25 protein-coding genes and 1 pseudogene are annotated in these 24,841 nt (G+C 37.7%); 18 read left to right on the plus strand and 8 right to left on the minus strand.

Annotated elements, in window-relative coordinates; all coding sequences use genetic code 11:
* The first annotated feature begins 216 nt into the window (after positions 1 to 216).
* From VTHSUH11_RS08590 to VTHSUH11_RS08605, 4 genes are all read left to right on the plus strand, one after another.
* On the plus strand, positions 217 to 819 hold the full coding sequence (locus tag VTHSUH11_RS08590) for a ferric reductase-like transmembrane domain-containing protein (protein ID WP_105093364.1): 603 nt from the start codon (positions 217 to 219) through the stop codon (positions 817 to 819).
* A gap of 221 nt (positions 820 to 1,040) precedes the next feature.
* Positions 1,041 to 1,646 carry a hypothetical protein gene (locus VTHSUH11_RS08595; protein WP_105093365.1) on the plus strand — a complete coding sequence of 202 codons (606 nt, stop codon included), beginning with the start codon at positions 1,041 to 1,043 and terminating at the stop codon, positions 1,644 to 1,646.
* Between the two features lie 208 nt (positions 1,647 to 1,854).
* On the plus strand, positions 1,855 to 3,063 hold the full coding sequence (locus VTHSUH11_RS08600) for an MFS transporter (RefSeq protein ID WP_105093366.1): 1,209 nt from the start codon (positions 1,855 to 1,857) through the stop codon (positions 3,061 to 3,063).
* Between the two features lie 76 nt (positions 3,064 to 3,139).
* On the plus strand, positions 3,140 to 4,027 hold the full coding sequence (locus tag VTHSUH11_RS08605) for a LysR family transcriptional regulator (RefSeq protein ID WP_105093367.1): 888 nt from the start codon (positions 3,140 to 3,142) through the stop codon (positions 4,025 to 4,027).
* 99 nt (positions 4,028 to 4,126) lie between these two features.
* Here VTHSUH11_RS08605 and VTHSUH11_RS08610 read toward each other — a convergent pair whose 3' ends face one another.
* Together VTHSUH11_RS08610 and VTHSUH11_RS08615 are read right to left on the minus strand one after the other, a co-directional pair.
* On the minus strand, positions 4,127 to 4,735 hold the full coding sequence (locus tag VTHSUH11_RS08610; RefSeq protein ID WP_059361216.1) for a LysE/ArgO family amino acid transporter: 609 nt from the start codon (positions 4,733 to 4,735) through the stop codon (positions 4,127 to 4,129).
* Positions 4,736 to 4,872: 137 nt separating this feature from the next.
* Complete coding sequence (locus tag VTHSUH11_RS08615) at positions 4,873 to 5,916, minus strand: YeiH family protein (protein WP_105093368.1); 1,044 nt, start codon at positions 5,914 to 5,916, stop codon at positions 4,873 to 4,875.
* A 379-nt stretch (positions 5,917 to 6,295) separates the two neighbouring features.
* Between VTHSUH11_RS08615 and VTHSUH11_RS08620 the strand changes: the two genes are divergently transcribed.
* The 9 genes and pseudogenes from VTHSUH11_RS08620 to VTHSUH11_RS08670 all read left to right on the plus strand — a co-directional run bounded on the left by VTHSUH11_RS08620 (position 6,296) and on the right by VTHSUH11_RS08670 (position 14,224).
* The gene (locus tag VTHSUH11_RS08620) at positions 6,296 to 6,841 is read left to right on the plus strand and encodes a beta-class carbonic anhydrase (protein ID WP_105093369.1); all 546 of its coding nucleotides are present in this window, start codon (positions 6,296 to 6,298) and stop codon (positions 6,839 to 6,841) included.
* A gap of 522 nt (positions 6,842 to 7,363) precedes the next feature.
* Positions 7,364 to 8,116 (plus strand): dethiobiotin synthase, encoded by a 753-nt coding sequence (gene bioD, locus VTHSUH11_RS08625; RefSeq protein WP_105093370.1) that lies wholly within the window; start codon positions 7,364 to 7,366, stop codon positions 8,114 to 8,116.
* Between the two features lie 110 nt (positions 8,117 to 8,226).
* Positions 8,227 to 9,615: an adenosylmethionine--8-amino-7-oxononanoate transaminase gene (gene bioA, locus VTHSUH11_RS08630; protein WP_105093371.1), complete on the plus strand. Its 1,389-nt coding sequence runs from the start codon at positions 8,227 to 8,229 to the stop codon at positions 9,613 to 9,615.
* Between the two features lie 118 nt (positions 9,616 to 9,733).
* Positions 9,734 to 11,074, plus strand: coding sequence for an anaerobic C4-dicarboxylate transporter (locus VTHSUH11_RS08635; protein WP_105093372.1), 1,341 nt, complete (start codon positions 9,734 to 9,736; stop codon positions 11,072 to 11,074).
* A 163-nt stretch (positions 11,075 to 11,237) separates the two neighbouring features.
* The gene (locus VTHSUH11_RS08640) at positions 11,238 to 11,534 is read left to right on the plus strand and encodes a YciI family protein (RefSeq protein ID WP_059361230.1); all 297 of its coding nucleotides are present in this window, start codon (positions 11,238 to 11,240) and stop codon (positions 11,532 to 11,534) included.
* Positions 11,535 to 11,750: 216 nt separating this feature from the next.
* Positions 11,751 to 11,999 carry a hypothetical protein gene (locus VTHSUH11_RS08645; RefSeq protein ID WP_105093373.1) on the plus strand — a complete coding sequence of 83 codons (249 nt, stop codon included), beginning with the start codon at positions 11,751 to 11,753 and terminating at the stop codon, positions 11,997 to 11,999.
* A gap of 505 nt (positions 12,000 to 12,504) precedes the next feature.
* Positions 12,505 to 12,768 (plus strand): annotated as a pseudogene (locus VTHSUH11_RS09685) (hemagglutinin repeat-containing protein); the annotation flags it as partial.
* Between the two features lie 54 nt (positions 12,769 to 12,822).
* A complete protein-coding gene (locus VTHSUH11_RS08660; RefSeq protein ID WP_244900009.1) occupies positions 12,823 to 13,221 on the plus strand; it encodes a hypothetical protein in 399 nt (132 codons plus the stop codon).
* Between the two features lie 613 nt (positions 13,222 to 13,834).
* Positions 13,835 to 14,224, plus strand: a complete 390-nt coding sequence (locus tag VTHSUH11_RS08670) for a hypothetical protein (RefSeq protein ID WP_105093376.1) — start codon at positions 13,835 to 13,837, stop codon at positions 14,222 to 14,224.
* A gap of 165 nt (positions 14,225 to 14,389) precedes the next feature.
* On the opposite strand, the gene VTHSUH11_RS08675 is transcribed toward VTHSUH11_RS08670, so the two are convergent.
* Genes VTHSUH11_RS08675 through VTHSUH11_RS08685 form a run of 3 tightly spaced genes read right to left on the minus strand, consistent with a single transcriptional unit; the run spans position 14,390 to position 16,412 of the window.
* Positions 14,390 to 14,794, minus strand: a complete 405-nt coding sequence (locus tag VTHSUH11_RS08675) for a Fur family transcriptional regulator (RefSeq protein WP_105093377.1) — start codon at positions 14,792 to 14,794, stop codon at positions 14,390 to 14,392.
* A 9-nt stretch (positions 14,795 to 14,803) separates the two neighbouring features.
* The gene (locus VTHSUH11_RS08680) at positions 14,804 to 15,622 is read right to left on the minus strand and encodes a metal ABC transporter permease (protein WP_105093378.1); all 819 of its coding nucleotides are present in this window, start codon (positions 15,620 to 15,622) and stop codon (positions 14,804 to 14,806) included.
* Positions 15,615 to 16,412: a metal ABC transporter ATP-binding protein gene (locus VTHSUH11_RS08685; RefSeq protein ID WP_105093379.1), complete on the minus strand. Its 798-nt coding sequence runs from the start codon at positions 16,410 to 16,412 to the stop codon at positions 15,615 to 15,617. Before VTHSUH11_RS08685 ends, VTHSUH11_RS08680 begins: the two co-directional genes overlap by 8 nt.
* A 147-nt stretch (positions 16,413 to 16,559) precedes the next feature.
* Here VTHSUH11_RS08685 and VTHSUH11_RS08690 point away from each other — a divergent pair, with 147 nt between their 5' ends.
* Entirely contained in the window at positions 16,560 to 17,465 is a 906-nt protein-coding gene (locus VTHSUH11_RS08690) for a metal ABC transporter substrate-binding protein (RefSeq protein ID WP_105093380.1), read from the plus strand.
* Between the two features lie 186 nt (positions 17,466 to 17,651).
* Positions 17,652 to 18,320: a hypothetical protein gene (locus tag VTHSUH11_RS08695; RefSeq protein WP_105093381.1), complete on the plus strand. Its 669-nt coding sequence runs from the start codon at positions 17,652 to 17,654 to the stop codon at positions 18,318 to 18,320.
* Positions 18,321 to 18,387: 67 nt separating this feature from the next.
* On the opposite strand, the gene fliB is transcribed toward VTHSUH11_RS08695, so the two are convergent.
* Positions 18,388 to 19,305 (minus strand): flagellin lysine-N-methylase, encoded by a 918-nt coding sequence (fliB, locus tag VTHSUH11_RS08700; RefSeq protein ID WP_105093382.1) that lies wholly within the window; start codon positions 19,303 to 19,305, stop codon positions 18,388 to 18,390.
* Between the two features lie 156 nt (positions 19,306 to 19,461).
* On the opposite strand from fliB, the gene VTHSUH11_RS08705 reads away from it, so the two are divergent.
* Entirely contained in the window at positions 19,462 to 20,031 is a 570-nt protein-coding gene (locus VTHSUH11_RS08705; RefSeq protein ID WP_105093383.1) for a PepSY domain-containing protein, read from the plus strand.
* 104 nt (positions 20,032 to 20,135) lie between these two features.
* Complete coding sequence (locus VTHSUH11_RS08710; RefSeq protein WP_219843294.1) at positions 20,136 to 21,155, plus strand: DUF805 domain-containing protein; 1,020 nt, start codon at positions 20,136 to 20,138, stop codon at positions 21,153 to 21,155.
* Positions 21,156 to 21,830: 675 nt separating this feature from the next.
* Here the strand turns inward: VTHSUH11_RS08710 and alr are convergent.
* Positions 21,831 to 22,943, minus strand: coding sequence for an alanine racemase (gene alr, locus VTHSUH11_RS08715; RefSeq protein ID WP_105093385.1), 1,113 nt, complete (start codon positions 22,941 to 22,943; stop codon positions 21,831 to 21,833).
* 231 nt (positions 22,944 to 23,174) lie between these two features.
* On the opposite strand from alr, the gene VTHSUH11_RS08720 reads away from it, so the two are divergent.
* Positions 23,175 to 24,125 (plus strand): 2-hydroxyacid dehydrogenase, encoded by a 951-nt coding sequence (locus VTHSUH11_RS08720; RefSeq protein ID WP_105093386.1) that lies wholly within the window; start codon positions 23,175 to 23,177, stop codon positions 24,123 to 24,125.
* Between the two features lie 14 nt (positions 24,126 to 24,139).
* Here VTHSUH11_RS08720 and VTHSUH11_RS08725 read toward each other — a convergent pair whose 3' ends face one another.
* Entirely contained in the window at positions 24,140 to 24,703 is a 564-nt protein-coding gene (locus VTHSUH11_RS08725; RefSeq protein ID WP_105093387.1) for a TetR/AcrR family transcriptional regulator, read from the minus strand.
* Between the last annotated feature and the right edge of the window lie 138 nt (positions 24,704 to 24,841).

Genomic DNA, 24,841 nt, shown 5'->3' on the forward strand with positions numbered 1-24,841 from the left:
CTTATTTTTTGCAAAAAAATAATGTTGGAAGTGACACCGTAGTGGTGTCACCCCAACATTTATTATAGAGCCGTTTTATTTAGAACTATTATTATTATTATTCTTATAATTAATAGTATTTATCTAATATAAGTAATCTACATATAGGCTTACAAATGATAAACTATATTAAGTAGAAATCATATTTATAAGTATTTTTATTTGAGAGGTTTTAAGATGAATCAAGTTGAAACGAAACAACACAAGAGCATTTACCATATCTTTATATGGATTGCTGTATTTTCCTTAATTATGATTGGTTTATTAGAGTGGGGCTATATCGTAGGTGGTCGTGCCTTCGGCAATTATAAAGTTTATACTGGTCTTGTGCCTTGGTGTGCGTGGATTGTGATGACTTATTTGGCAACTCGTCCTAAGTGGTTTACAAGCCGTTATAATTTAGGTGATATGTATAAGGTGCATCGTGCATTAGGTATTGCATCTGTAGCTGTTATTGTATTCCATTTGTATCTCTATTTTGGTAAAGCCGCTAAATCCGTTCTCGGTTGGTGGGGTGGCTATGTAGCCCTCACTTCTTTTGGTATTGCTACAATTTCTGGTCTTGCATTCTTAACACCAAAGTTGAGAAAGGTAACGGCATCTGGTCGAACAACAGGTATTTGGCTTCACCGCTTAAATCTTGTAGCATTAGTTGCTGCAGATATTCATATCCATGGCTTTACACGAATTTCCAAAATGGTACCATTCCTTCAAGTGTTTGATATCATTACATATGGTCTTGTGATTTATTGCATCTACTTGATGTTTAAAAAGAAATAATATATAAGAATTTTAGTCCCTCTGGATTATGCAGAGGGAATTTTCTTTTTAATAGATTAGATACGTTATTATGAAAGTTTATCAATTATGATATTGGTATACATATTCACTTTACTGAAATAGTTAAAGTTGGTATTATCTTAATAATGATATGAGAAAAAATATGCCCATCATTTACTCATTCTTTTTTCATTCTCTATAGTTGATATGTGAGGTTTATTATGGCAGAAGTTGTGAAAAAACAGTATAAGAGTAAGTACCATATTTTAATTTGGATTGCCGGATTATCTTTGGTTTTGATGGGCTTAATTGAGTATGGCTATTTTGCTATTGGTAGAGCCTTTGGGGTTTGGAAGATTCATTTAGGATTGATTCCCTATGCAGCCTGGCTAGTATTGACCTATATTGCGACAAAACCAAAATGGTTTATGGATCGTTATAATCCAGCAGAAATGTATGATGTTCATCGCATTGTTGGTGTTGTTAGTGTGGTGCTTGTATGTGCTCACTGGTATGTATATTTCCTTAAAGCATATAATCTTACCTTTGCATTCTGGACGGGTTATATTTCAACTGTGGCAATGCTTATAGCTTTAGTATTTGGTGTATTACAATTGTCTTCATGGCTAGGGGATAGAGCTAAATCTGTTTCTCACAAAAAGGCATTATGGATTCATCGTTTAAATTTAGTGGCCATCGTGGCAGCCAACCTTCATGTCCATGGTTTTGGACGAATCTCTAAAATGGTTCCGTTTATGACGGTGCTTGATGTATTAACTTATGGTCTAGTTATGTATTACATCTATTGGATGCTCAAACAAAAATAGGCTAAAATCTTTCGTTAATATAGTAAGATTGTACTTACAAATATGACTATAAAAAGATCATTTCTATCCAATATAATTGGAAGAGATGGTCTTTTTTTGCTATTTAAGATACAATATGAATATGAGTATATATTCTATAGTTATGTGTAAATATATACCTTCGTTATGTGTAAATATATACCATCGTCAAAGAGAAAAAGAGGGTTATATGGATTTTTCATGGAAACGCTTAATCTATTTGATGTGTGCCATACAGATTGGTGCGGGTATTACGATTATAGGTGTATTATCCTTTATACCCTTATATCTTGTGGAGCTTGGTTTAACAGATCAAGGAGAAGCCGCTATGTGGGCAGGACTCGTATCAGGGGTAACACCTTGTATGGTTGCTTTAAGTGCTCCTTTTTGGTCGCGCAAGGCCAATGAGCTGGGCCCTCGGAAGGTAATGATGTTTATTTTTATAACATTAATGCTTGCCGTTGGAGCCTGTAGCTTTGCACAGACGCCAACTCAATTACTTGTATTGCGCACATTACAAGGTTTAGTGGGAGGTTTTGTACCCATTGGGCTTGGTATAATTGTATTAGTCACCCCTGAGGATAAAGTTCCTTGGGCAATGGGACTTTATCAGGCCTCCATGGTGATGGGACTAGTTTTTGGACCTCTTATGGGAGGGATAACGGCGGACTTATTAGGTTATCGTGCTCCATTTTTATTGTTTTCTGCCTTATCCGGTTTATGCCTTTTAGGAGTTTACAAATGTATGCCAAATTTACAGCATACTCATAAGGTAGATGCTAGTGAGTCACAGTGGTCCTTAATCAAGTCGTTCATGTCTATTCCCACTGTTCGTTTATTGGTATTTATTTTATTCTTATGTAATTTCGGTATTACAGGAATTGGTCCCATTTTGCCGCTATATATTAAACATTATATGAGTGTGAATGATGATTTTGTAGCGACCATAGTAGGGATTATCATATTTGGGGCCGGAGTATTTAGTGCTCTAGCGTCTATATCAATAGGTAAATTGTCTAGATTTATGCCTATGCCACGTATATTATGCGTATCTACTTGTGGTGTAGGAGGATTTTTCATACTTCAATACTTAATGCCTGATGTGTGGGGGTTAGGAGTATCACGTGCTCTTGCAGGTTTCTTTATGGGGTTTATTACGCCCATTGCAAATACCCTTATTTCAAAGGCTGTGCCTATAGAGCGGCGAAGTATTGTTTTTGGTGCTGTATCAAGTGTAGTCATGATGGGCAATGTGTTGGGGCCTGTCATTAGCGGTATGATTGCACGTGCTATCAGTTACGGTGCTGTATTCTGGAGTACGGCCGCCATATTCTTTATAGCGGCTCTTGGTGTATATTGGTATTTGATTTATAAACCAGTGTTGAAATATAATCATTAAGTAGATACTAATGTGTATAGTATTAAGCGTAGAATTAGAGAGTTACCGTTTAATACAAAGTTGAGAGAGAAGAGTCATGTTATTAAAACAATTAGAATACTTTATTTCTGTTGTGGAGCACAATAGCTTTACACAGGCTGCCTATGAGCACTATGTGTCACAATCGGCTATTTCACAACAAATTAAATCCTTAGAGTCAAGTTTGGGGATTCTCCTGATGGTACGTGAAAAGCGTAGCTTTTACCTGACTCCGGCTGGTGAATATTTATATCGTAATGGCAAGCACATGCTATTGCGTATTCAAAATTTACAAGAGGAGACGGCCCGTATTGGTAAGGATAGCCGTAAGTATTTACGCATAGGTTATTTAAATCGCTACAGTGGTATTGCATTGCAGCAGGCGTTAATGCGTACAACTAAGCGATATCGAGATTTAGATGTGCGCATGTACAGCGGTAGTCATTCTGAGCTTAATCAAATGCTCAAAGATAATTTGGTGGATATTATTTTTATAGACTATTGGCAAACAACGGAAAAAGCTGATAGTATAAGTTATGCCATTAGTACGGCTACTGTTGTAGCGGAAACACCTAAAGGGTATACTTTGGAAGGTGCCATAGAGCTAAAAGAACTAGCAGACTTACCGTTAATTCTTGTATGTCATGAAGATCAACGTTTTGATGAAGAGGAACATTACCGCAAGTCCCTTGGTTTTGGTGGTTCCTTTGTGCAAGTTAAAAATCTTGAAGAGGCACGTTTTCTCGTTTCTGCTGGTCAAGGGATATTATTAGTCGATCGGTTTAAATATTTGGTAGATACAATACCAGGTATCGAGCGAAAATGCGTATTGAATCATGGAAAACCTATCGAACAAGACTATTATTTCCAAGTCCCATTACATAACTCTAATACCTATGCAGAGGCCTTTAAAGACTTATTTCTTCAAGTACTCGACGAGTTTTAACTTAGAATATATAACAAAAACAGGTATTTCTTGAAATCATCCATGTTACTGTCCGCAACTTGGTATTAGAGATTTCGCGAAATACCTGTTTTTATGTATTTATGAAAGTAGCATCATAATGCCTTCATAGACGAGTTTTAGGCCATAAATAATCAATACTAAACCGCACACTCTATTAATCCATACGAGATGAGATATTTTAATTTTCTTAGCTAATATATACATCGTGCCTGCCAAGGTACCAAACCAGATTGGCGTCATAGCTAGGAAACCGAAGAAGAAATGATATATCCCTTCTACAGGAATATTAGCACGAAAGGCACCGAGCATCATAGAAGCATCAATAACGGCTTGAGGATTACCCCACGTAACCAGTAAGGCCATTAGTAAAATGTCCTTGATTGGTATATTTGTATCTACCTTTTTGAGAGCTGGTTCGGTATTAAATGTTCTATAGCCGATATAGGTTACGAGCAATCCGCCGGCGATGAGAATGATGAGATTGAAAGTGGGCCATGTTTCTAGTAGAGTTCCGATGCCATAAAATGCAGCTGCACTCAATGTCATATCAAAGAGACCAATAATGGTAATCGTCAATATAATGCGAGGCAATGGCTGTACGAGAGCCGTATTAATGATAAATAAATTCTGCATTCCAATAGGTGCAAACGTAGCGAGCCCAACTAATAAACCTTGTAAGAAGTACATACATAATCCCCCTTTCTTTATGGATACAAAAGCTAGGCAAAATTAATATATGCTGAATAAAAGAATAGACCCCTATTGAGTGTAATATATACACTTAATAGAAATCTATTCCGTATCAGATTATCCTTTATTCTATTTTACCATAAACCAATGACATGTTGCATCCCTAGACTAACGAGAGCAATCGCAATCCAGCATGCAGCACCTAAAGCGAGGGCGCTACCACCAGATTTGATGAGTTTAACTAGATTTGTGTTAAGTCCAATAGCAACCATGGCCATAGTGATGAAATACTTAGAAATAGTTTTAAAGATATCCAAGAAATGAATGTCTACATTTGCGTAGGATAAAACTGTTGTAATAAGAGAACAAATGACAAAGTAGAGTACAAATTTTGGAAAGATGGCCGCAATATTAACAGGCTCCGCATTTTCACTCGCCTTTGCTGCTTGTTTTGCCTTGTATACTTGATAGCTAGCGAGACCCAAACAAATAGGGATAATTGCTAATGTACGTGTCAATTTCACGATAGTAGCATATTCGAGAACTTGAGTGCCTGTTCCTTTCATACTATCCCAAACAGCTGCAGTTGCTGTAACAGAGGATGTGTCATTTACGGCTGTGCCAGCGAATAGACCAAATCCCATATTAGATAAACCGATGGCATCGCCAAGTGGTGGGAACACGAAGGCAGCTACTACATTGAAGAAGAATACAACGGAAATTGCTTGTGCAATATCTTGATCACTAGCTTTCACAACAGGCGCTGCGGCCGCAATAGCACTACCACCACAGATGGAGGAACCGACGCCAATTAACACGGCTGTATTAGAATCAATATGTGTCGCTTTGAATATAATGAAAGCAATGATGAGGGATGTGGCAATTGTAGAGATGATAACTGGTAAGGAAACCCAGCCTACATGCAATACTTGCGTAATATTAAGACCGAAACCGAGTAAGATAACTGCCCATTGTAGGATTTTTTTCGATGTAAATCCGATGCCGGCACCCGTTTTTTCACGTTTCCAAGATGTGAATAAAGAACCAATAATAATGCCTAGAATAATAGCAAAAATTGGGCTGCCAATGAAATGAAATTGCTGGCCTAATAGCCAACATGGAATGGCGAGAACTGCGCAGAGCACAATGCCTGGCAATGTTTTTGCGTTGATACCCATTATAAAACCTCCTAACTGTACCTGTGGCACATACATCACTGTGGTATCGCGCAGGATGCATAAATAATTTCTTATTTAATAGTATCACAATACAAGCATTTAAGCGAGAATATAAGCATGTTTTGTTTTTTCGATGAATATAGATTAAAATGCTATACCGTATGTTAGTGTAATGGCCTGCATTGAAATGAATATATCAAAAAAATATCTTGTATACATGAGATATTCTATTGTATCTAATGGTGAAAGTTTATATAATCAAGAGCGGAGTAATTATACTTAATAAACGATGTTTTCAAGTATAATTATAGATACTGATTCGAATAATAAAGTTTTAATAATAAAATTCGAATATTAGGCGTATATTGCGAGGTGCATTATGATTAATCTTGATGAAATATTAGAAAAGAATAAAGTCTATGTGGCAAAGCATCCTGAACTTGCAGACAAGGGGTTAACTAGCCATCCTACAAAGAAACTAGCTATTGTTACATGTATGGATACGCGCTTGGTAGGAATGCTTGAAGATGCACTCGGTTTTGAACGTGGTGAAATTATCACGATTAAAACAGCAGGCAATAGTGTGACACAACCCATTGATAATATTGTACAAAGTTTGCTCGTTGCTACCTACGGTATGGAAATTGAAGACGTGCTCATTATCGGCCATGAAAACTGTGGTATGATCGATTTTTCTGCCACACAATTTATGGAGTCTATGAAGGAAAAAGGCATTAGTGAAGATGCAATTCGCATGATTGAACCAGGTCTCATCGACTGGATGGATCGATTCCACATTTCTGAAGAAAACGTACGTTATACAGTACAATTCCTACGTCATCATCCATTGTTCCCTAAGGGGATGGGGTTCTATGGGGGGATGATGGATCCTGATACAGGGGAATTCCGCTATATTGAGGTTTAATTTGATAACCCAATGAGCCTGATACAATTGCAAATTTGAGTATAGAAATAGAGGGTCCCTTTCCTCGCTCCACCGGCCGGGTCTGACTCCGGCCTACGGCCTTCGCAGGGCCAAAGTCGCTGTGGAAAGGAACCCTCTATTTCTATTTACTTTGCGTGTAAACTAGTCTCATCGGGTTATGTATACTCGCTCAATATAGCGAAGTTCTCCTGCATCGTGTTAAGCGAAATGCTCCACCGGCCGGGTCTGTTTCTACGAAACAGGGCCAAAGTCGCTGCGAGGGTATGAGTGGCTCTTGTTATAGCTGTAGGTATAAATTAGGTCCCATCGAGTAGTACGATGACCTCAGCTGAGCGGAGTTTCTTCTGTAGGTGTTAGCAAAGAAAAAGATTGTTAACCTTATGAATTTTGATATAGTTGACTGTTCCAGCTGTAAGTTTTATACTGTAATTGAATTGTTAACTAATATCTAATATATAGTTGCTAATAGATCGATGATTGTAGTTTAGAAGAGGTGCTTGTATGAAACAGTTAGGTGTGTCCATCATCGGTACGGATACGGATGTAGGTAAGACGTTTGTCACTGGTTTGCTTGGTGCGTTGGCAATGGCTGATGGGTTCGATGTGGGCATGGTTAAGCCTGTATCGTCTAGTGCGGTGCCTTTTCCTCAATTTGTGACGATGGATGAGGATGAGATGTGCGTTGGCCTTGAAAGTAAGGATGCGACGTATTTAATGCAGTCTGTAGGTATTCCTGAATCCCGTCGTCATGAGGTAAATCCAATTGCGCTTGCTGGTGATTATTCGCCTCGCTTGGCTGCCGAATTAGCAGGCGTAGAAATAGACTATCCAGAGGTGGTGGCTCATGTAAAAAAAGTAGTCGCCCAGCATGATATTACCTTTGTAGAAGGTGCTGGCGGCATTACAACGCCACTTACGGCAGATATTACTTTCACAAATCTTATGAAAGATATCGCTTATCCAGCGATACTTGTTGCGGATGGTAGACTCGGCTCTATTAATCGCGTTGTTCTTACCTATGAGTATGCTAAATTACATAATATTGATGTGAAAGGTATCATTGTTAACGATACAACGTTGGTAGATCCATTCTTATTGAAAACAAATATAGAGGATATGGAGCGTTATACAGGTGTGCCTGTGCTCGGTGTAGTGCCGCCATATCAAGGTCCAAATCAAGAGCATATTAAGCTTGGGTGGGGGCGTTCTTTCTTATATACAGCTAAGATTTGGCATGCTGTATGGGGCATTTAGTGAAAGCTCCCTTGTAGAAAATATGGTATTAATAGGAAATATAGTATTAATAGAAATACGATATTAAGTAGATAGTATAGATGTAAAAATCTTAAGTATGAGGTGTTATGATGGCAGAGAAACAACTTTCACAAATCGCACAATGGGACCATGAATTTGTATGGCATCCGTTTACACAAATGCAAGATTGGCTAGCTCAAGAACCAGTAGTTATCGAACGTGGAGAAGGAGTTTATTTAATCGATGATAAGGGCAAAAAATATTATGACGGTGTATCCTCCTTGTGGGTGAATATTCATGGTCATAATCACCCTGTTCTTAATCAAGCGTTGAAAGACCAAATTGATAAAATTGCGCATAGCACATTGCTCGGCTTGGTAAGCCCTCCATCGGCTCAATTATGTAAAGAATTAGTTGAGATTGCACCAGAAGGTTTGGAAAAGGTATTCTTATCCGATGATGGCAGTACGGCTATCGAAGTAGCAATCAAGATGGCCTACCAATATCGTCAACAAGTGGGACAAACTAAAAAAACTAAGTTTATCGCACTCAATGCGGGCTATCATGGGGATACATTAGGTACTGTATCCGTAGGTGGCATTCAATTGTTCCATCAAGTATTCCATAATTTATTGTTCAAACCACTAACATTGCCAAGTCCTGGCGTATATCGCGATGTAGCTGATCGCGATAAAGCCTTCGAAGAGTCCTTGGCAGAATTGGAACGCATCCTCAATGAAGAAGGGGATGAAATTACAGCTCTCGTTATGGAGCCATTAGTACAAGCAGCTGCGGGCATGCTCGTAATGCCTCATGGCTATTTAAAACGGGTTCGCGAGTTAACCGCGAAACATGATGTATTCCTCATCGTTGATGAAGTGGCCACAGGCTTTGGCCGTACAGGCAAATTCTTTGCGTGCGAACATGAAGGTGTATCTCCTGACTTTATGACCTTGTCGAAAGGTATCACCGGTGGTTACATGCCACTTGCGGCTACATTGACAACAAAACGCGTGTTTGATGCATTCCTTGGCACCTTTGAAGAAAAGAAGACATTCTATCATGGCCATTCCTATACAGGTAATGCATTGGCTTGTGCCGTTGCATTAGCTTCGTTGAAAGTATTCCATGATGAAAAGGTAATTGAAGGGTTGCCTGCGAAGATTGAAGCTTTCACAAAGGCATTGAAGCCAATTGAATCATTAAAACATGTAAAAGAAGTGCGTCAACGCGGACTTATCGTTGGTATTGAGCTTGAAAAAGACGTGGCTACTCATGAAGCGTATCGCCCTAATGATGCGGTAGGGGCTAAAGTCGCCGTTCTTGCTCGTGAACAAGGTCTTATTTGTCGCCCTATCGGTGATGTAGTTATTCTCATGCCACCATTAGCATCTACAGTGGAGCAATTGGAAGATATGGTTCGCATCGTAGGTGAAAGTATTCAACGTGCCACAGAAGAAGAGGGTTTGCTTGATGACATGCGCCCTATTATTCTTTAATGTTCAACCTCTATTTCATAAAAGATTTAAACTATAGTATATACATTATCAAAATTCGATGATTATTTTGCATATCTATGATAGTATATAGTTATAAATGTAAAAAGGAGGTCATCGTATGGACATTTATGTAATTATGCAAGTCATTATTCTATTCGGTGCTATTTTCCTTGGCGTTCGCCTCGGTGGAATGGGCATCGGCTATGCCGGTGGTCTTGGCGTTGTGTTGCTGAGTCTTGGTATGGGCATGTTCCCAGGGCAGATTCCTTGGGATGTTATTCTTATCATTATGTCGGCTATCGCAGCGATTTGTGCGTTGCAATTGGCAGGCGGTTTAGATTATTTGGTTCGCATTGCAGAAAATATTTTGCGTAAGAACCCTAAACACATCAACTACTTAGCTCCAACAGTTACGTATTTTCTAACAATTTTGGCAGGTACTGGTCATACAGCATTCTCTATGATTCCCGTAATTGTGGAGGTAGCAAAAAGTGAAAACATCAAGCCATCCGTGCCATTATCCATCGCCGTTGTAGCGAGCCAAATCGGTATTACAGCTAGCCCTGTATCCGCAGCCGTTGTGGCCATGAGTGGTTTCTTAGAACCATTTGGTGTAAGCTATCCAACATTATTAGCAATCTGTATCTCTACAACATTTGTGGCAGTTTTACTGACTGCATTCATTATGTCTAATTTCTTAAACAATGATTTGTCCTCTGATCCTGTTTACCAAGAACGTTTGGCAGCAGGTCACGTGGCTCCACCTCGTGAAAAGAGCAGTGATTTCCACTTGAAACCAGGTGCAAAAACATCTGTATTAATTTTCTTAATTGGTATTATCTGTATCGTATTTTATGCAACAGCAATCTCTAAAAATATCGGTCTTATTAAACCGGTTATCTTTGGGCGAAATGATGCCATCATCGGCTTTATGATGATTATTGCGGCGGCAATTACATTCTTCTGTAAAATTGATACAGCGCAACTTGTTAATACAAGTACATTCAAATCTGGTTTATCTGCCTGCGTCTGTGTACTTGGCGTAGCATGGTTGGGCGATACCTTTGTAAAAGGCCATATTCCTGAAATTAAAGCTCTTGCTTCTAGCATGGTAACAGCATATCCGTTCTTGTTAGCGGTAGCATTCTTCTTTGCTAGTACATTATTGTATAGCCAAGCGGCAACAACGCAAGCTTTGGTACCAGCTGTAATCTTAGCGTTAGGCATTACACCAGAAAATACAGGTTCTGTGTATATCATTATCGCATCCTTCGCAGCCGTATCCGCGCTCTTCGTACTGCCAACATACCCAACATTGTTAGGGGCTGTACAAATGGATGATACTGGTTCCACACGAATTGGTAATCTCGTATTTAACCATCCGTTCTTTATTCCTGGTGTACTTGCCATTGCTATCGCAGTAGCACTTGGCTTTGTTGTAGCTCCATTAATGCTATAATTGGTGAAAGTATAAAACAAGATATTTTGTAGGTTTTCAGGGCGTAGCTTATGTAAAGTTGCGCCCTGTTTCGTATAATGGATAGATGATGTGAAAAATGTTATAATGTGTTTAAGAGAGGGATCCTTATAGTGTATAAGTAAGAAGTATATAGGAGCCTATTATGTATACGATTTATATTAAGCTCGACATGAATCGTATCCCCCAGGATACATTTGATACGTTGAGAGAGAAGCATCACATATGGTATAAAACATATTTTAATGCAGGAAAATTTTTAATGATTGGCACATGTCCTGATGTTTCAGGTGAAAGCCTTATTATCGCTCATGGAACACGAGAGGAGTTAGAAGAGGCTGTACAATTTGATTCATATTATGCCGATCAATTGGCAACCTATGAAATTCGTGAGTACAAAGTTGATTTGTTCAATGAAGCGATTAAAAACTATATAGACTAAATAACAAAATATCCTATATGAAAGGGGCTGTAACAGAATGCGGTTTTACCGCATTTTAGTTACAGCCCCTTTTTTGCGTTATTATAATGTTTTTCATTATACTTAGTGTTCTGAGAATTAAAAACTAGAAGGTTTTTTGTAAGGTTAAATTTTCTATGAATTACACAAACTAATGCAGCTGGTTCTACAACAGTTACTGCTGGACGTGATGTATCTATGGCGGCAGATACAGTTAAGGTATCTGGTAATATGGTTGAACTACATACAGCGAAGGCAAATAGTACAGTCAATCATGTATATCTAGATAAAAAGAAAAGTTTAGTAAAACGTGAAAGTACAAATGCGGTGGATGATGCAACTACTACAGTTGTAACTAAAAGTGAAGATCCAAAAGATAAGAATACGTTGACTACCAAATCTCTCGAGATGAAAGATATCCAAAACGAAGCCGAAGTATACCTATAGCAATAATGGGATAGGCTATAACTACTATGGTAGTAAAAAGAAACTCGAAGAGATGAAGACCAATGATAAAAAAGCTATGATAAGATTTATAACAGTATTGGTCTAGTTCCAAATTTGGGTGTAGGTTCTAAAGGTAAAGCAAGCTCGACTACTCAATCTGCAATCTCAGATGGTATACTAACAGTAGATGATAAAAAATCTAGAGACTCAGCTGTTTCAATCTTAAAACATGTTTATGGAGAACATCTGATAATTCTAAATAGTATAGATCAAATTGGAAAAGATGAGAAAATTATTTTATTACAATTAAGAGATCAATACATTAGTAAAAAATAATTTGTGCGTAGTTAGAATTATTGGGCTCTAATAGAAGGCGGTTGTACAGTATTCTGCTTGTAGCCTCTTTAAAATATAAGAAATACCAAGAAATAATAGCGATGACCACTAGGAAAGCTATGTGTTAATAAAGATTAAAGCAGCTGAATTGGCATAACTTAAAGCAAAGCGAGATACTACTATTATTGGTTCTACCGTATCTGGTAAAAAGGTAGAAGTAGACACAGGCCGTGATTTACATATTCAAAGCTTACAAGATGTAGATAACTTTAAAGAACATAGTAAATCTGCGGGGTTCTCCGTTTCTTCTAAACCTAACTTCAAAAATCCAACTGGTAGTATCAATGCTAGTGTAGGACGCATTGATAGCAAATGGACTGGTTATAATAAAATGTTAAGTAGAATTATAATTTTTTGTTTAATTACTTGTTGAATAATGATTGGAATTAGGATTACTTGGTTGAATATGAATAGAAGTTGTTTTAAATTGAGCAGATTACCAGCTGTTGTTAAAATTTATGTTGGTTTTGTCTTATTTGTATCTATACTAATGGGACTTATTTATTTTCATGCGTATATTAATAGGCCGGAGCAGATGCAAAGTCTTCAATTATATGAACAAAAGTTAGAAACTATATCCTCAAAAAAAGTAAATGAGAAGTATTATGCATCTGGCAGAGCATCTCAAAATAATAATCTTGAAATTACATATGACTCTGTTACAATTGACGATGTTAAAGAGATACTTTCAAAACAAAATATAGGTTGGAACGAGATAAGCAAAAATCGTATAGTTGGACACGATTATGATACTAATGTTTATATCGAACTATTTAAAGAACGAGGTTCTAATAAAGTGGTTTTAATATTACAAAAAAGAAACTAGAATTTTCTTAGGATAACAAATGATTAGTATTACTTATTGATGTTTATACTAGTCATATGTATTTAGTATTGGGAAATTTTTATATTAGATATAGTTTCTGTATATGCTAAGAAAATATCGTTAATGAAAAGGGCCCCAATTCAATTATTGGTGCCCGTTCTAGTTATTCATTATAATTTTGTTTCCATAGCATTAGAAGATATTCTTTAGTCTGTAGTTGATTGTGATGAGTGGACCCAGGGTAGTACTCTTGTTAGCGACAGTACTGTACGTATTACAGGTCGTGATTTACATATGCAAAGAGGTCGGCAACACCAGTAGGTAGTTTATTCAATTATGCATCGATGACATATGAAAGCTCTAATATTGATAAATATGGGCCTGAGAGAGCAATGGCTAGAGTGAGTGGAGATTTATTTTATGGTTCGACAATGGTAATTCTTGGAACTACTGTTGGTCCTGTAGAGGCGACTGTTGCTGGACATGCACTAGATTATAATTATAATTCATATAAAAATAAAAGGTTTCCTCCTGCATCGAAAGAGGAGCTAATTGAACAATGGATTCGTGTCGAAAATGAAGCACACGACCGTATAATATGATAGGTGATAGTATGATTTTTAATGCCACAACATATATTACAATTTGTATATTTATCATATATTTATTCTATGTTTTTAATGTTCATTCATTTCGATTAAATAGTATAGACTTAAAAAAAAGTATAGAACTTAAGATTTGTCAGTTAATAAAAGGAGTGGCTGTATTAGGCGGTACTATAACCCCTTGGGGTTATACCTTATGGGGTAGAAGAGTGTTTATTATAATTTTTCTTGTGGCTATATTGGGTGATATTTATTATAAAAATAAAGCTGTTAAAGAAGTTAGTGATTTGTCAATTCATGATAAAGAGCATTTATGTAGCTCTGCTAAAATGCTTTATATTTACTCTATACCTTTTGTATTAGTATGTCTGTTTATGATCTTTGCTATGGATTTTTAATGGTTTATATTCATGTAAAAATATGTATATTTATCTAAACACAAAAGAAGGGGCTATTTTATTATAGCCCCATGATTATAGAACCTTTTTTGTTTTTAGACGTATTTGGGGCTGTTTTGTTACAGTCCCTTTGAGAGGGGAATAGAGTGAAAGGTATCAAATAATCTACTTAGTTTGTTTGCATTTTTGGCAAATGCCTGCAATCTCCAAATGATGTTCCGTCACAGTAAATCCTGCATCTGTTAGTTCTTGTGGCATTTCTACAACGGGACATGTATGGAGTGGCACCATGTCACCACACTTAGTACATACTGCGTAATGACGATGTGTGTGAGGAGTAATCTCATAGTATGCCATATCACTACCCATGATAGTGGTTCGTGTAATAAATCCCTTTGTTTCTAACATTTCTAAGGTTCGATATATAGTAGACATCCATGTTGTACCATCACTGATTGCTTCCGCAATATCTATGGCCGTAATGGGTTTTGTTGCATCAGTTAATACAGACCAAATAGCTTCGCGCTGTTTGGTCTTTTTTATGCCTTCAGGCCAATTTGTAAGTGTCATAATATCCTCTTATTTGCTAAACTGTAATCGACGTATAACCGTCTTTATATTCTTGATTACAAGCACTACCAATAGAATGAATACAGATGTAAGTGAAACAAATCCACCTGGTGCTACATTGAGATAATAAGAGCCAAAGAGGCCTATAATCATAGCTAGTAAACTAAATCCAATGGAACACAGTAATGTCGTTCTAAATCCTTTTTCCAGTTGTAAGGCCGAGGCTACAGGTAAGGCAATCATGGCACTTAATACGAGGACACCCACGATTTTGATAGAAATGGAGACTGCTGCCGCCATTAAGATAGCAAAGATATAGTTGATTAAATCTACCTTTACGCCTGCTACTCGAGCCGCTTCTTCGTCGTATGCTATATAGAGTAAGGAGTTATATAGTAGATACAACGTGAGTACCGATAATATGGTAAGCATAGCAATACTGATCATATCCGCTGTATTAACGGTGAGAATGCTGCCAAAGAAAAATACATTGGCGTTAGCTTTCAGTTTACCGGAGCTAATGAGCGTAATGGCTGTACCAATACTGAGGGATAGGATTATGGTGAGAATCAAATCGAGGTGATGAGAAAAATATTTCCGCAAGAATTCAATGAGCGCACCACAGATAGCTGTAAATATGAAAGCCCCTAAAATAGGGTTTGTATTAGTTAACAAACCTAATGTAATCCCTGCAAGGGACGCATGACTCATGGTGTCCCCAATCATACTGGAACGGCGAAGTACCATGAAAATACCGATACATGGGCAGAGTAGGGAAATGCAAATGGCTACAAAGAAGGCATTTTGCATGAAATCATAACTAAACATGACGCACCTCCTCAATCGTAGTATCATCAGCCTGAGCCTGAGCCTGAGCCTGAGCCTGAGCCTGAGCCTGAGCCTGAGCCTGAGCTGTTACATCTGTAAAACAGGAGCAGTTTTCATGATCTATGGGGTTACGTCCCGTGTTGTGCATGATTTCGCTTGCATATTGTTCAGGAGAACAGAGGTGACCTTGGCCGTTGGCAATATGATAGATATTGGTTGAATTAGCGAGTGCCATCTCTAGATTATGCTCAACAGAGATTATCGTAATATGATGCTTTTGGTTTAAATCCCGAAGAAGCGCATAAATACCTTCTTGGCTTTTACGATCAATACCCGTAGATGGTTCATCGAGGATGATGAGGTCAGGTTTGCCGATAAGGGCACGGGCGATAGATACACGTTGTGCTTGTCCGCCAGATAATTTACTGATGAGGCGGTTCTTAAATTCCGTCATATTAGTGAGTGCTAATACACGATTGACTTCATTTTTATCTTTGATTTTTAAAAGCTTGCGGTATGAATCAAGGATTTCCTTTACTGTAATAGGAAATCCTGCATGAGAAAAATCATTTTTCTGTGATACATAGCGAATATTCTTTGTATCTCGTGTGATGGTTCCTTTCACAGGGGTTAGAAAACCTAGTATGAGACGCAAGAGCGTACTTTTACCAGAACCATTATCGCCTACAATGGAAATATAGTCGCCACTGTGAACCTCTAAATTAAGGTCGTTTAGCACATAGGGCGGTTGATTATGGTAGGAAAAATATAAATGTTGAATTGATAACATAAAAACCACTTTTCTAATTGACAAAATTTTCAGTACGTTTATACTATAACTATATTACAAATGCAATTGAGTCGCAACTGCAATTAAGGAATGATATATATTCTATAATAGCATATGTACTCAAGGTTTTAGAAAAGGAGGCCTACTATGGTCAAAAAACTGGTTTTGTTAGTAGTTGGTGTATTGATGGCTGCTCTATTTGCAGGCTGTGGTAATGACGCACCGAAGGAACAAGCAAGTAAAAAGATCCAAGTGGTAACAAGTTTTAATGCGATGGCTGAATTCACAAAGGCTATTGGCGGAGATAAGGTTGAGGTATCTACCATTATTCCAGATGGCGTTGAGCCACATGATTTCGAGTTGAAACCTGAAAATATGAAACAATTGGCAACAGCTCAAGTATTTGTTTACAATGGTTTTGGTATGGAGCCTTGGGCACAACAAGCAATCGATGCTGCTAAAAATGATAAGCTCGTAACTGTTGTAGCAACTGAAGGTGTTGAGGCGATTAAAAACACTGACCCTGAAGAAATTAAAGAACATGGTGCCGAAGATCCTCATGCATGGTTATCTTTGAAAAATGCTAAAATTGAAGTGAAAAATATCAAAGAGGCTCTTGTAAAAGCAGATCCTAAAAACAAAGATTACTATGAAAAGAATTACACTGAATACGTAGCAAAATTAGATGCTATGATTAAAAAGTACGAAGCGGAATTTGCAAAAGCACCTCATAAAAACTTTGTGACAGGCCACGCAGCCTTTGCATACCTATGCCGTGATTTTGGTTTAGAACAAAATAGCGTAGAAGATGTATTTGCTGAAGGTGAACCAAATGCAGCACAATTAGCAGAGCTTATCGCGTATGCTAAAGAAAATCACATCACTACAATCTTTGCTGAAGAAATGGCTAGTCCAGAAGTATCCAAAACATTAGCTCAAGAGGTAGGTGCTAAGGTAGAAACTATTTACACTATCGAAAGCAACGAAGATGACAAAACATATCTTCAAAGAATGGATGAAAACTTGACTAAGATTTTAGCAAGCTTACAATAATTAGATAGTATATAAATTTAAATAATTCTTAACAAAAATATATAAAAAATCGAAAGCAAGGTATAGAGTATACCTTGCTTTTGTGTTATAATAAATGAGCAGTTCATGAAGGACTGCTTTGTTTAGGTCCGACACATAGGTCCTAACAAATGTGTTGAAGTATTAGTATGTATTAAAAGAGGACATATGATTGAATTTTTAGATCGATTAGCAGGTCCCATAGATACAGACAGCGTACGTATATATCGCCGTCGTACTAGTGTTGTCCAATTAATCGTAATGATAGTTCTAGCCATCATATGCTATCAGTTTACTGTAATTGGCGATACGGTCTATGCGGATTCCATGCGAAACTTCATTATGAATCCCACCATATTTACAAGACTTGAGCACCTTAGCTTGCTTAATGTTGTTGAAATTAATGGGCTGTTAGAACAATTGAATAATAAGACGCCTCTTTGGGATATGAGTCATTGGCTACTATTGATTGTGAAAGCGCTATTTATGGCAATCCTCATCAGTCTCTATGCTCTGTGGCGCTCACGCCATTGCTATACCATGACCGTTCTGACCGGAGTATTTCATTGTATTGCATATGCACAACTGGTAATTGGTATCTATATGTTCAGCTTAGGGGTTCTTATTAGCTTTGCTAAAGCTCCTATAGTGCTAGTGTTATTGCTCGGCGTATTTCTAAGTATTATCTGTGTATTACTGACGATGTCACTGCTTACCGTAGTAGGACGTGTAAGTGGAGCTACTATTTCGGGCAATACATTTGAAGGTTTACTCGTTATTACTGGCGCATATCTCATATGGGTTTGCATTAAATTTATAGGCTTATTATTATTCTAACAAGGCACACCCCTGTAAAGGGGAGGTGCCTTGTTGCTTATGCATCATAAAAAAGAGCAACTACGAACTATATATCGTAGTTGCTTTTTTCGTATGTATCAAATAGAAATCCTACATTATCTTCATCGTATTCAATTTGCTCTGACCACCGTCGAATCTGCTCTGGTAGATTCCCAAATTCTCTCGCAGCTAGACTAATAAAGAGGGTCGCATTAAAGGCGTATTGTACAAGGGCATTCAATGAATATTCTGCGAGCATATCGATTTGTCGATATAAAATATATTGGTACACCTTGTTAAAAATGGCTTTATCGCGATTAGTAGTTTGTAAGAGGTCAGTTGTATTATTAACAGTTGCGTTAGCAAGGGTTGCTTTCAAATGACCTAATTGTTGTGTCCATTCTATATCAATGGGTTCAGTTTTTGCATATAAATCAATTAGCCCCTGGCAATATGATATTGATTGATTCAGCTCTAACTGACAAAGTTCAGGGTCAATATCCAATGCTAGCAGTTCAAATATATTCTCTAATAGGGGACGTTCATCTGCTCCAAACTCGCCCTCATCATCCTCTATGGTAAATTGCACTTGATCTCCTTTAGAGGATAGCAACTTTTCTACGGATTCTTCACAGGAGAGCCCTACACCACAAAGCTCTAGATCTTCTATGTATTTATAGAAACGAGGATGCATGTGGCATGTTTCGCATAAACCTTCTTCACCGAGCTCTAAAACCACACGACATAGACCATCCTCTTGTAAAAGGGGACAGGTCGGTTGTTCGACGCTAAATATAAAATGGGCCCCTTCATCATCGATGGTAATAAAATTACGAAGGTCTTTCCCTAATTGTGTAGGTAATGCGTTGTATTTAGCCGCAGTATCTTCGTCAATATCGATGGTCCATTTTTGGCAGCATGTGTGACGACAATTATTTGCTTTACATTGAAATGTGTGATAAAAGGTTGGATATAAGGAAATCATAGCACTCACTTGTATGTATTGATTAGATAGTATATAGATATATAAATTGTATCATAAGTGCCGCTGTGTGTGATTATTTTATTCGTGAAACACCGTTTATTGTGTATAATAGAGATATATGGAATATTTACTAAACTATTTATGTAGGAGGATATTATGAAATCTTTGTTCGTAAAAGGTAGTATTGCGTTAGCATTAGCAGCGGCATTTGGGGTAAACGCACCTGCTGTAAATGCGGCTGATATTGTACCTGTAGAACCAACAGTAGAGGCTGTTGATGCTAATCATGCAGGGATTGCGGGTGCTAATCTTTTGCTTAATGCCTTTATTGAAAGACATCCAAAAGCAGCGATTACAGAAATTGCATTTGATGGCGAAGATAGTCAAATCAAATATGAAGTAGAGGGCTTCGATACAACTGGTAAATATGAGTTGAAATATAATTTCAGTACAGATCAAATGAGCGAAACAAAAGACGGGGACTACAAAGTTGCTTTAGAACGCAAAGCCTTTGACCCTACTCGTATTTTGCCGCCACAAGCTATCGTTAACTTTGCCTTTGCTCAAGCACAAGGTCAAGCGACAAGCCTTAATAGCTGGTCTGTAAAAAATGAAAAAGGCCGTTTCGTATATGATGTAGAGTTTGGTGCAGCTAATCATCAAGAAATCGAAGTCATCATTGAAGCTTTCACAGGTGAATTACTTTCTGTTAAAGGCGTTAAATAGTTGCATTTGTTTTGATACAATGATATAAATTTAATTATGATTCCAATGCCACAAGGTTTTGGCCCTGTGGCATTTTTATGTGTTTTTTGAGAGAGGTGTATGCTATGCAGCTTAAAGAAGAGTGGAGAGCGTTTCTAAGCAATATAAAAAGCATAAAGGAGAATAGGCGGATAACGAACTTCCCGTATGCGTTTGCGATTATCAATATCCATATTATTTATACGTGGACCATGCTTATCTTATTAGCATCTGTTTTAGGTGGTCGCGTAACTATGACTGTGGATAAGGGGATAACCATGTCGGCGACATCGCCTTTTCTTATTAGTGGCCCCACATTCTATTGGTGCGCCGCTATATTAGTGTTTATAACGAATCTATTGGTTGCGGTACTCATTAAAAGACGTTATAACGATGTAAATCGCAGTTGGGCGCCTGCTGTAGGAACCTTTGCCTTTATCGTTGTTATTATAACAACCCTTGTACTTTGCATTATATTCCTTAAGCCTATACTTACAGGAGCTCATCTATCCCTTGATGATACATTTATGCTCATGTTCCGCGGTAGTGCGATAATGCATTTAGTTTGTTTAGCATCCTGTTTTCTTCGTAAAAATAAGGTCCGTAATACGTATGGATTACCTGATGGGGGCCAAGTGATAGGGAATTATGAATTGACCTATGAACCAATTATGCCTATTGCTAAGGAAGGTGAAAGCTGGACCGATTCACTGGGGATTGGCAAGGGTTTAGAGGCCTATAAATATATGTTCTTTGATGGTGTTATAGATTATAAAAGCCGCACTAAGCGTTATGAAATTTTCTGGGGAAACTTCCTATTTTGGCTGATTTATATTATTGTTGCTGTAATCTTACAAAAGGTATTACCCTTTGCCGTATCTTCGTATTTTGTAAATGAATTTATGAATAATTTTTACGGAGGCCTTATGGGTGTATGGTGGTTAGCGGCTAATATTGCTGCTTGTTATCGTAGATTACATGATGCGGGGCGCAGTGCCTTCTGGATTCTTGGGTTTTTAATTCCGTTTGTTAATGTATATAGCTATTATTTGGTTAACTGGAAGCCCTCTTTAAAGATGGTAAGCCCTGTTTCACATGAAGAATAGTCAGTACTATAAAGAATAATTACTACTGTAAGGAATAATTGAATAGGCCTATTGGCTGTACGAAAACATATCGCTCCTATTTCTTGGGAGCGATATGTTTATTTTTATGAAATTTTCTAAAAATTTGCTCATGAATTATGGACTACTATATTTATTTTGACATGTATTCTTTGAATTTATAAAGAGTACTGATAATATGGGCATTGTAGTACATATAGTCATTAATATGAAATGATTATTCATGAATATAAACTCTTATATTATATGGTGATATAGCCAAATTTTCACATATATTTCATGCCGGATAATAGTAAATCTTAATAATTTAATTTATATCTCATATGAGATAGGTAAGATGAATTCAGTTAGTGAATAACTACTATACCATTACACGGAGCTAGCGCTATCCCATCGGCGCTAATGAATGCATAACATCTCCCATATGCATTCACCAAGGCCCTCTGGTTGGACAGACTTACGTTGACTCTCTCCTATGTTATCTGTCGCCTTTGGGCCTCCTTATGAAGGGCTTCCCTCCCTTTTCATAAATATTATCTTTTCCACACACACATGTGCATGGTATAGGAGAATAAAAGCATCACCAAGATATTGGTGGTGCTTTTATTCTTGAAAGAGGCTGATATTCGTAAATACGAATATCAGCCTCTTAGTCGTTTATATATATTGTCGTGGTACTCGATCGGAGAACCCACAGAAGATTTCATAAGGAATGGTGGACGCAAGCGCTGCAATTTCAAGAGCTGAGATACTTTCATGACCTTGAGAACCTAATAATACAACCTTGTCGCCTGGTTTTACTGTAATTGTATCTGGCACTGCCACCATGAATTGGTCCATACAGATACGGCCTACCACAGGGCAACGAGTACCTTGGATGAGGACGGTACCTCGATTAGATAGGCTTCGAGGATAACCATCAGCATAGCCAACAGGAATCGTTGCAATGGTCATTGGCCCAGGAGTCACATAGGTAGAACCGTAGCCAATGCCTTCACCAGCATCTAGATGTTGTACATGTACCACTTCGCTATGGAAAGAGAGTACCGGTTTAAGACCTAGACGATTTGGCACGTCCAGAGATGGCATGATGCCGTATTGGATAATACCAGGTCTAGCATCTGTAAATAAGCTATCTTTGACGGATAATAATCCTGCACTATTGGCGAGGGAAAAACGATAATCCTCATTTGGACGGAATGCCCGGATTTCATCTACCATTGTATGGAATTTTTGCGCTTGTCCATGTGCGTGGCTTTGATCTGCCGCATCAGCATTACTCATATGTGAGAAGAATCCATCCACTGCAAGGTTAGGAAATGACTCAACACGTTTGATAAACTCCACCGCATCTTCTGGCTTGATCCCAATACGATGCATGCCTGTATCAACAGCCACCGCAACGCGAATAATTATGTCGTGATTGTCTGCAACCTTGTTGAGGGCTTCTAAATCAGTGGATTCGCAAACTGCGGGAATCGAGTTTGTATCGGCCACGAGTTCAAACGATTGAGGTCTAGTGAGCCCCAATAAGTAGATAGGGACCATTATGCCTGCATTGCGAAGAGGCACCGATTCCTCTGGAATCGCAACAGCCAAGGATTCATAGCCTTCTTCAACAGCGATACGCCCCATCATAACGCTGCCATGACCATAGCCGTTGGCTTTGATAACCGCTGTGGATGTGCTCCATTCAGGGAGGCTATCTTTTATTTTTCGTAGGTTCTCGCGAACCAAGCTTGTATCAATCGTTAAATATGTTGGTCTCATGATATTCATTACTCCTAATTTACATTACTTTTATTGTATAACTTTTGTGGAATTAAACAATAGTTTTTGTGAAAGTTTATGCTAAAATTTCATTTATACTTATTATCTAGATGTTATTAGTCATAATTAGTATAGGATGATATTGAATATGACGTATAATTCACAGCTTTTGGTAGTATAATTAGTATATAAGATGCTTTCACAAATCATAGAAACATAGAGGAGGATATTATGAACGAACGAGTTGTAGTGGTAAATGCAGGCAAGATGAATTATGATCATTTACTAGATTTTTCTGTTCTATCAAATGATGTACAGGTCTATGATGATAGTACTAATGCAGAGCTTATTGAACGCATTCAAGGGGCTCGTGTGTTGGTAACAAAAGAATTGCCTGTAGGGGCAGAGTTACTTTCACAATTCCCTGAGTCAGTAGAGCTTATCATTGAGGCTGGGACTGGATATAACAATATCGATCTTGCTGTGGCGAGAGCAAAGGGGATTACGGTTTGTAATATACCAGCTTATAGCACAGAACGTGTAGCACATACAGTGATTATGATGATCCTCAACTTTGCATCCACTATGCAGCAACAAATCGGTATGCTTGCTAAAGGTGACCGTAGTAATTTTACAAAATATCTACAAGTGAGCCATACAGAAGTAAATGGTAAAACACTAGGTGTGGTTGGTGCTGGTCATATCGGTATGGAAGTGATTAAAGTAGCAAAAGCACTTGGCATGAATATTTTGATTCATACACGTACACCAAAGGCTGATGGAGATGGCATTCGTTATGTGAGCCTTGATGAATTACTAGAAAATAGTGATTATATTACATTGCATTGCCCATTGAATGAGCAAACTAAACATATGATTAATAAGGATACAATCGCTAAGATGAAATCATCAGCGATTATCATTAATACTGGTCGTGGTGCACTCATTAATGAAGCAGATCTTTGTGAAGCATTGGCAGCTAAACGCATTGCAGGTGCAGGCCTTGATGTACAAGAGGTAGAACCTCCAGCAGAGGATAGCCCTCTATATACACTCGATAATGTCATCATCACACCTCATATGGGGTGGAAAGGCCTAGAAACACGCCAACGATTGGTAGGCATTATTCGCGATAATGTACAAGCCTTTTTTAAGGGTGAACCAATTAATGTTGTATCTTGATAGAATTTAAATAATTATATAATAGGTTCTATAACGGCATGGAAGTAATTGTCTAATTTTGTAGGCGATTCTTTCATGCCGTTTTTTACCCACCATAACACCATTTCGACAAAACTACCTGAAATATGATTGATGATAAAGTCATCCGGTAGATTTGTATTTGCTTTACGGTCTTGATTGATGAAATATCCTTGCACCAACTCATTTAGATGATCTCTAAAATAGCGCAAAAAGATTTCGTTATTATCACTAGCTAGTAGTTCGAGGATTTTATTTTCATTTTGCTGTAAATGTTGTAATAAATGACCAAATACTGAGACTGGGTAAATACTTTGTTGATAAAGCCCATGAGCATGAGGTAAATGATTAATACTATCTTTTATATGTAAAAATAAGTCTTCGCAGAGGGCTTCTAGTAAAGCCTCTTTTGTGTCGAAATGAGCATAAAATGTGGTGCGGCCAATATCTGCGGCACTAATGATTTCTTGAACGGTGATTTTGTCATACGCCTTTTTAGATAATAATTCGTTAAAAGCTATGAATATGGCTTTGCGAGTTCTTTTCTGTCTACGATCCATATTAACTCCTGTCATGCTTTTAGTACAAAACATCATATATGTTCCGTAATGAACATATATGATGTTTTATATATTGTATTAAAACCATAGGTTGATACAATTAAAGTGAACAAAGTGTTCGCTATCGTAATTATTGTA

It is taken from the genome of Veillonella tobetsuensis (genome assembly GCF_002959935.1).
GTDB lineage: Bacteria > Bacillota > Negativicutes > Veillonellales > Veillonellaceae > Veillonella > Veillonella tobetsuensis.

What these genes read in the sequence shown, in the direction of transcription:
- VTHSUH11_RS08590 (WP_105093364.1), top strand. Translation starts at nt 217, where the DNA reads ATGAATCAAGTTGAAACGAAACAACACAAGAGCATTTACCATATCTTT.
- VTHSUH11_RS08595 (WP_105093365.1), top strand. Translation starts at nt 1,041, where the DNA reads ATGGCAGAAGTTGTGAAAAAACAGTATAAGAGTAAGTACCATATTTTA.
- VTHSUH11_RS08600 (WP_105093366.1), top strand. Translation starts at nt 1,855, where the DNA reads ATGGATTTTTCATGGAAACGCTTAATCTATTTGATGTGTGCCATACAG.
- VTHSUH11_RS08605 (WP_105093367.1), top strand. Translation starts at nt 3,140, where the DNA reads ATGTTATTAAAACAATTAGAATACTTTATTTCTGTTGTGGAGCACAAT.
- VTHSUH11_RS08610 (WP_059361216.1), bottom strand. Translation starts at nt 4,735, where the DNA reads ATGTACTTCTTACAAGGTTTATTAGTTGGGCTCGCTACGTTTGCACCT.
- VTHSUH11_RS08615 (WP_105093368.1), bottom strand. Translation starts at nt 5,916, where the DNA reads ATGGGTATCAACGCAAAAACATTGCCAGGCATTGTGCTCTGCGCAGTT.
- VTHSUH11_RS08620 (WP_105093369.1), top strand. Translation starts at nt 6,296, where the DNA reads ATGATTAATCTTGATGAAATATTAGAAAAGAATAAAGTCTATGTGGCA.
- bioD (WP_105093370.1), top strand. Translation starts at nt 7,364, where the DNA reads ATGAAACAGTTAGGTGTGTCCATCATCGGTACGGATACGGATGTAGGT.
- bioA (WP_105093371.1), top strand. Translation starts at nt 8,227, where the DNA reads ATGGCAGAGAAACAACTTTCACAAATCGCACAATGGGACCATGAATTT.
- VTHSUH11_RS08635 (WP_105093372.1), top strand. Translation starts at nt 9,734, where the DNA reads ATGGACATTTATGTAATTATGCAAGTCATTATTCTATTCGGTGCTATT.
- VTHSUH11_RS08640 (WP_059361230.1), top strand. Translation starts at nt 11,238, where the DNA reads ATGTATACGATTTATATTAAGCTCGACATGAATCGTATCCCCCAGGAT.
- VTHSUH11_RS08645 (WP_105093373.1), top strand. Translation starts at nt 11,751, where the DNA reads ATGGCGGCAGATACAGTTAAGGTATCTGGTAATATGGTTGAACTACAT.
- VTHSUH11_RS08670 (WP_105093376.1), top strand. Translation starts at nt 13,835, where the DNA reads ATGATTTTTAATGCCACAACATATATTACAATTTGTATATTTATCATA.
- VTHSUH11_RS08675 (WP_105093377.1), bottom strand. Translation starts at nt 14,794, where the DNA reads ATGACACTTACAAATTGGCCTGAAGGCATAAAAAAGACCAAACAGCGC.
- VTHSUH11_RS08680 (WP_105093378.1), bottom strand. Translation starts at nt 15,622, where the DNA reads ATGTTTAGTTATGATTTCATGCAAAATGCCTTCTTTGTAGCCATTTGC.
- VTHSUH11_RS08685 (WP_105093379.1), bottom strand. Translation starts at nt 16,412, where the DNA reads ATGTTATCAATTCAACATTTATATTTTTCCTACCATAATCAACCGCCC.
- VTHSUH11_RS08690 (WP_105093380.1), top strand. Translation starts at nt 16,560, where the DNA reads ATGGTCAAAAAACTGGTTTTGTTAGTAGTTGGTGTATTGATGGCTGCT.
- VTHSUH11_RS08695 (WP_105093381.1), top strand. Translation starts at nt 17,652, where the DNA reads ATGATTGAATTTTTAGATCGATTAGCAGGTCCCATAGATACAGACAGC.
- fliB (WP_105093382.1), bottom strand. Translation starts at nt 19,305, where the DNA reads ATGATTTCCTTATATCCAACCTTTTATCACACATTTCAATGTAAAGCA.
- VTHSUH11_RS08705 (WP_105093383.1), top strand. Translation starts at nt 19,462, where the DNA reads ATGAAATCTTTGTTCGTAAAAGGTAGTATTGCGTTAGCATTAGCAGCG.
- VTHSUH11_RS08710 (WP_219843294.1), top strand. Translation starts at nt 20,136, where the DNA reads ATGCAGCTTAAAGAAGAGTGGAGAGCGTTTCTAAGCAATATAAAAAGC.
- alr (WP_105093385.1), bottom strand. Translation starts at nt 22,943, where the DNA reads ATGAGACCAACATATTTAACGATTGATACAAGCTTGGTTCGCGAGAAC.
- VTHSUH11_RS08720 (WP_105093386.1), top strand. Translation starts at nt 23,175, where the DNA reads ATGAACGAACGAGTTGTAGTGGTAAATGCAGGCAAGATGAATTATGAT.
- VTHSUH11_RS08725 (WP_105093387.1), bottom strand. Translation starts at nt 24,703, where the DNA reads ATGGATCGTAGACAGAAAAGAACTCGCAAAGCCATATTCATAGCTTTT.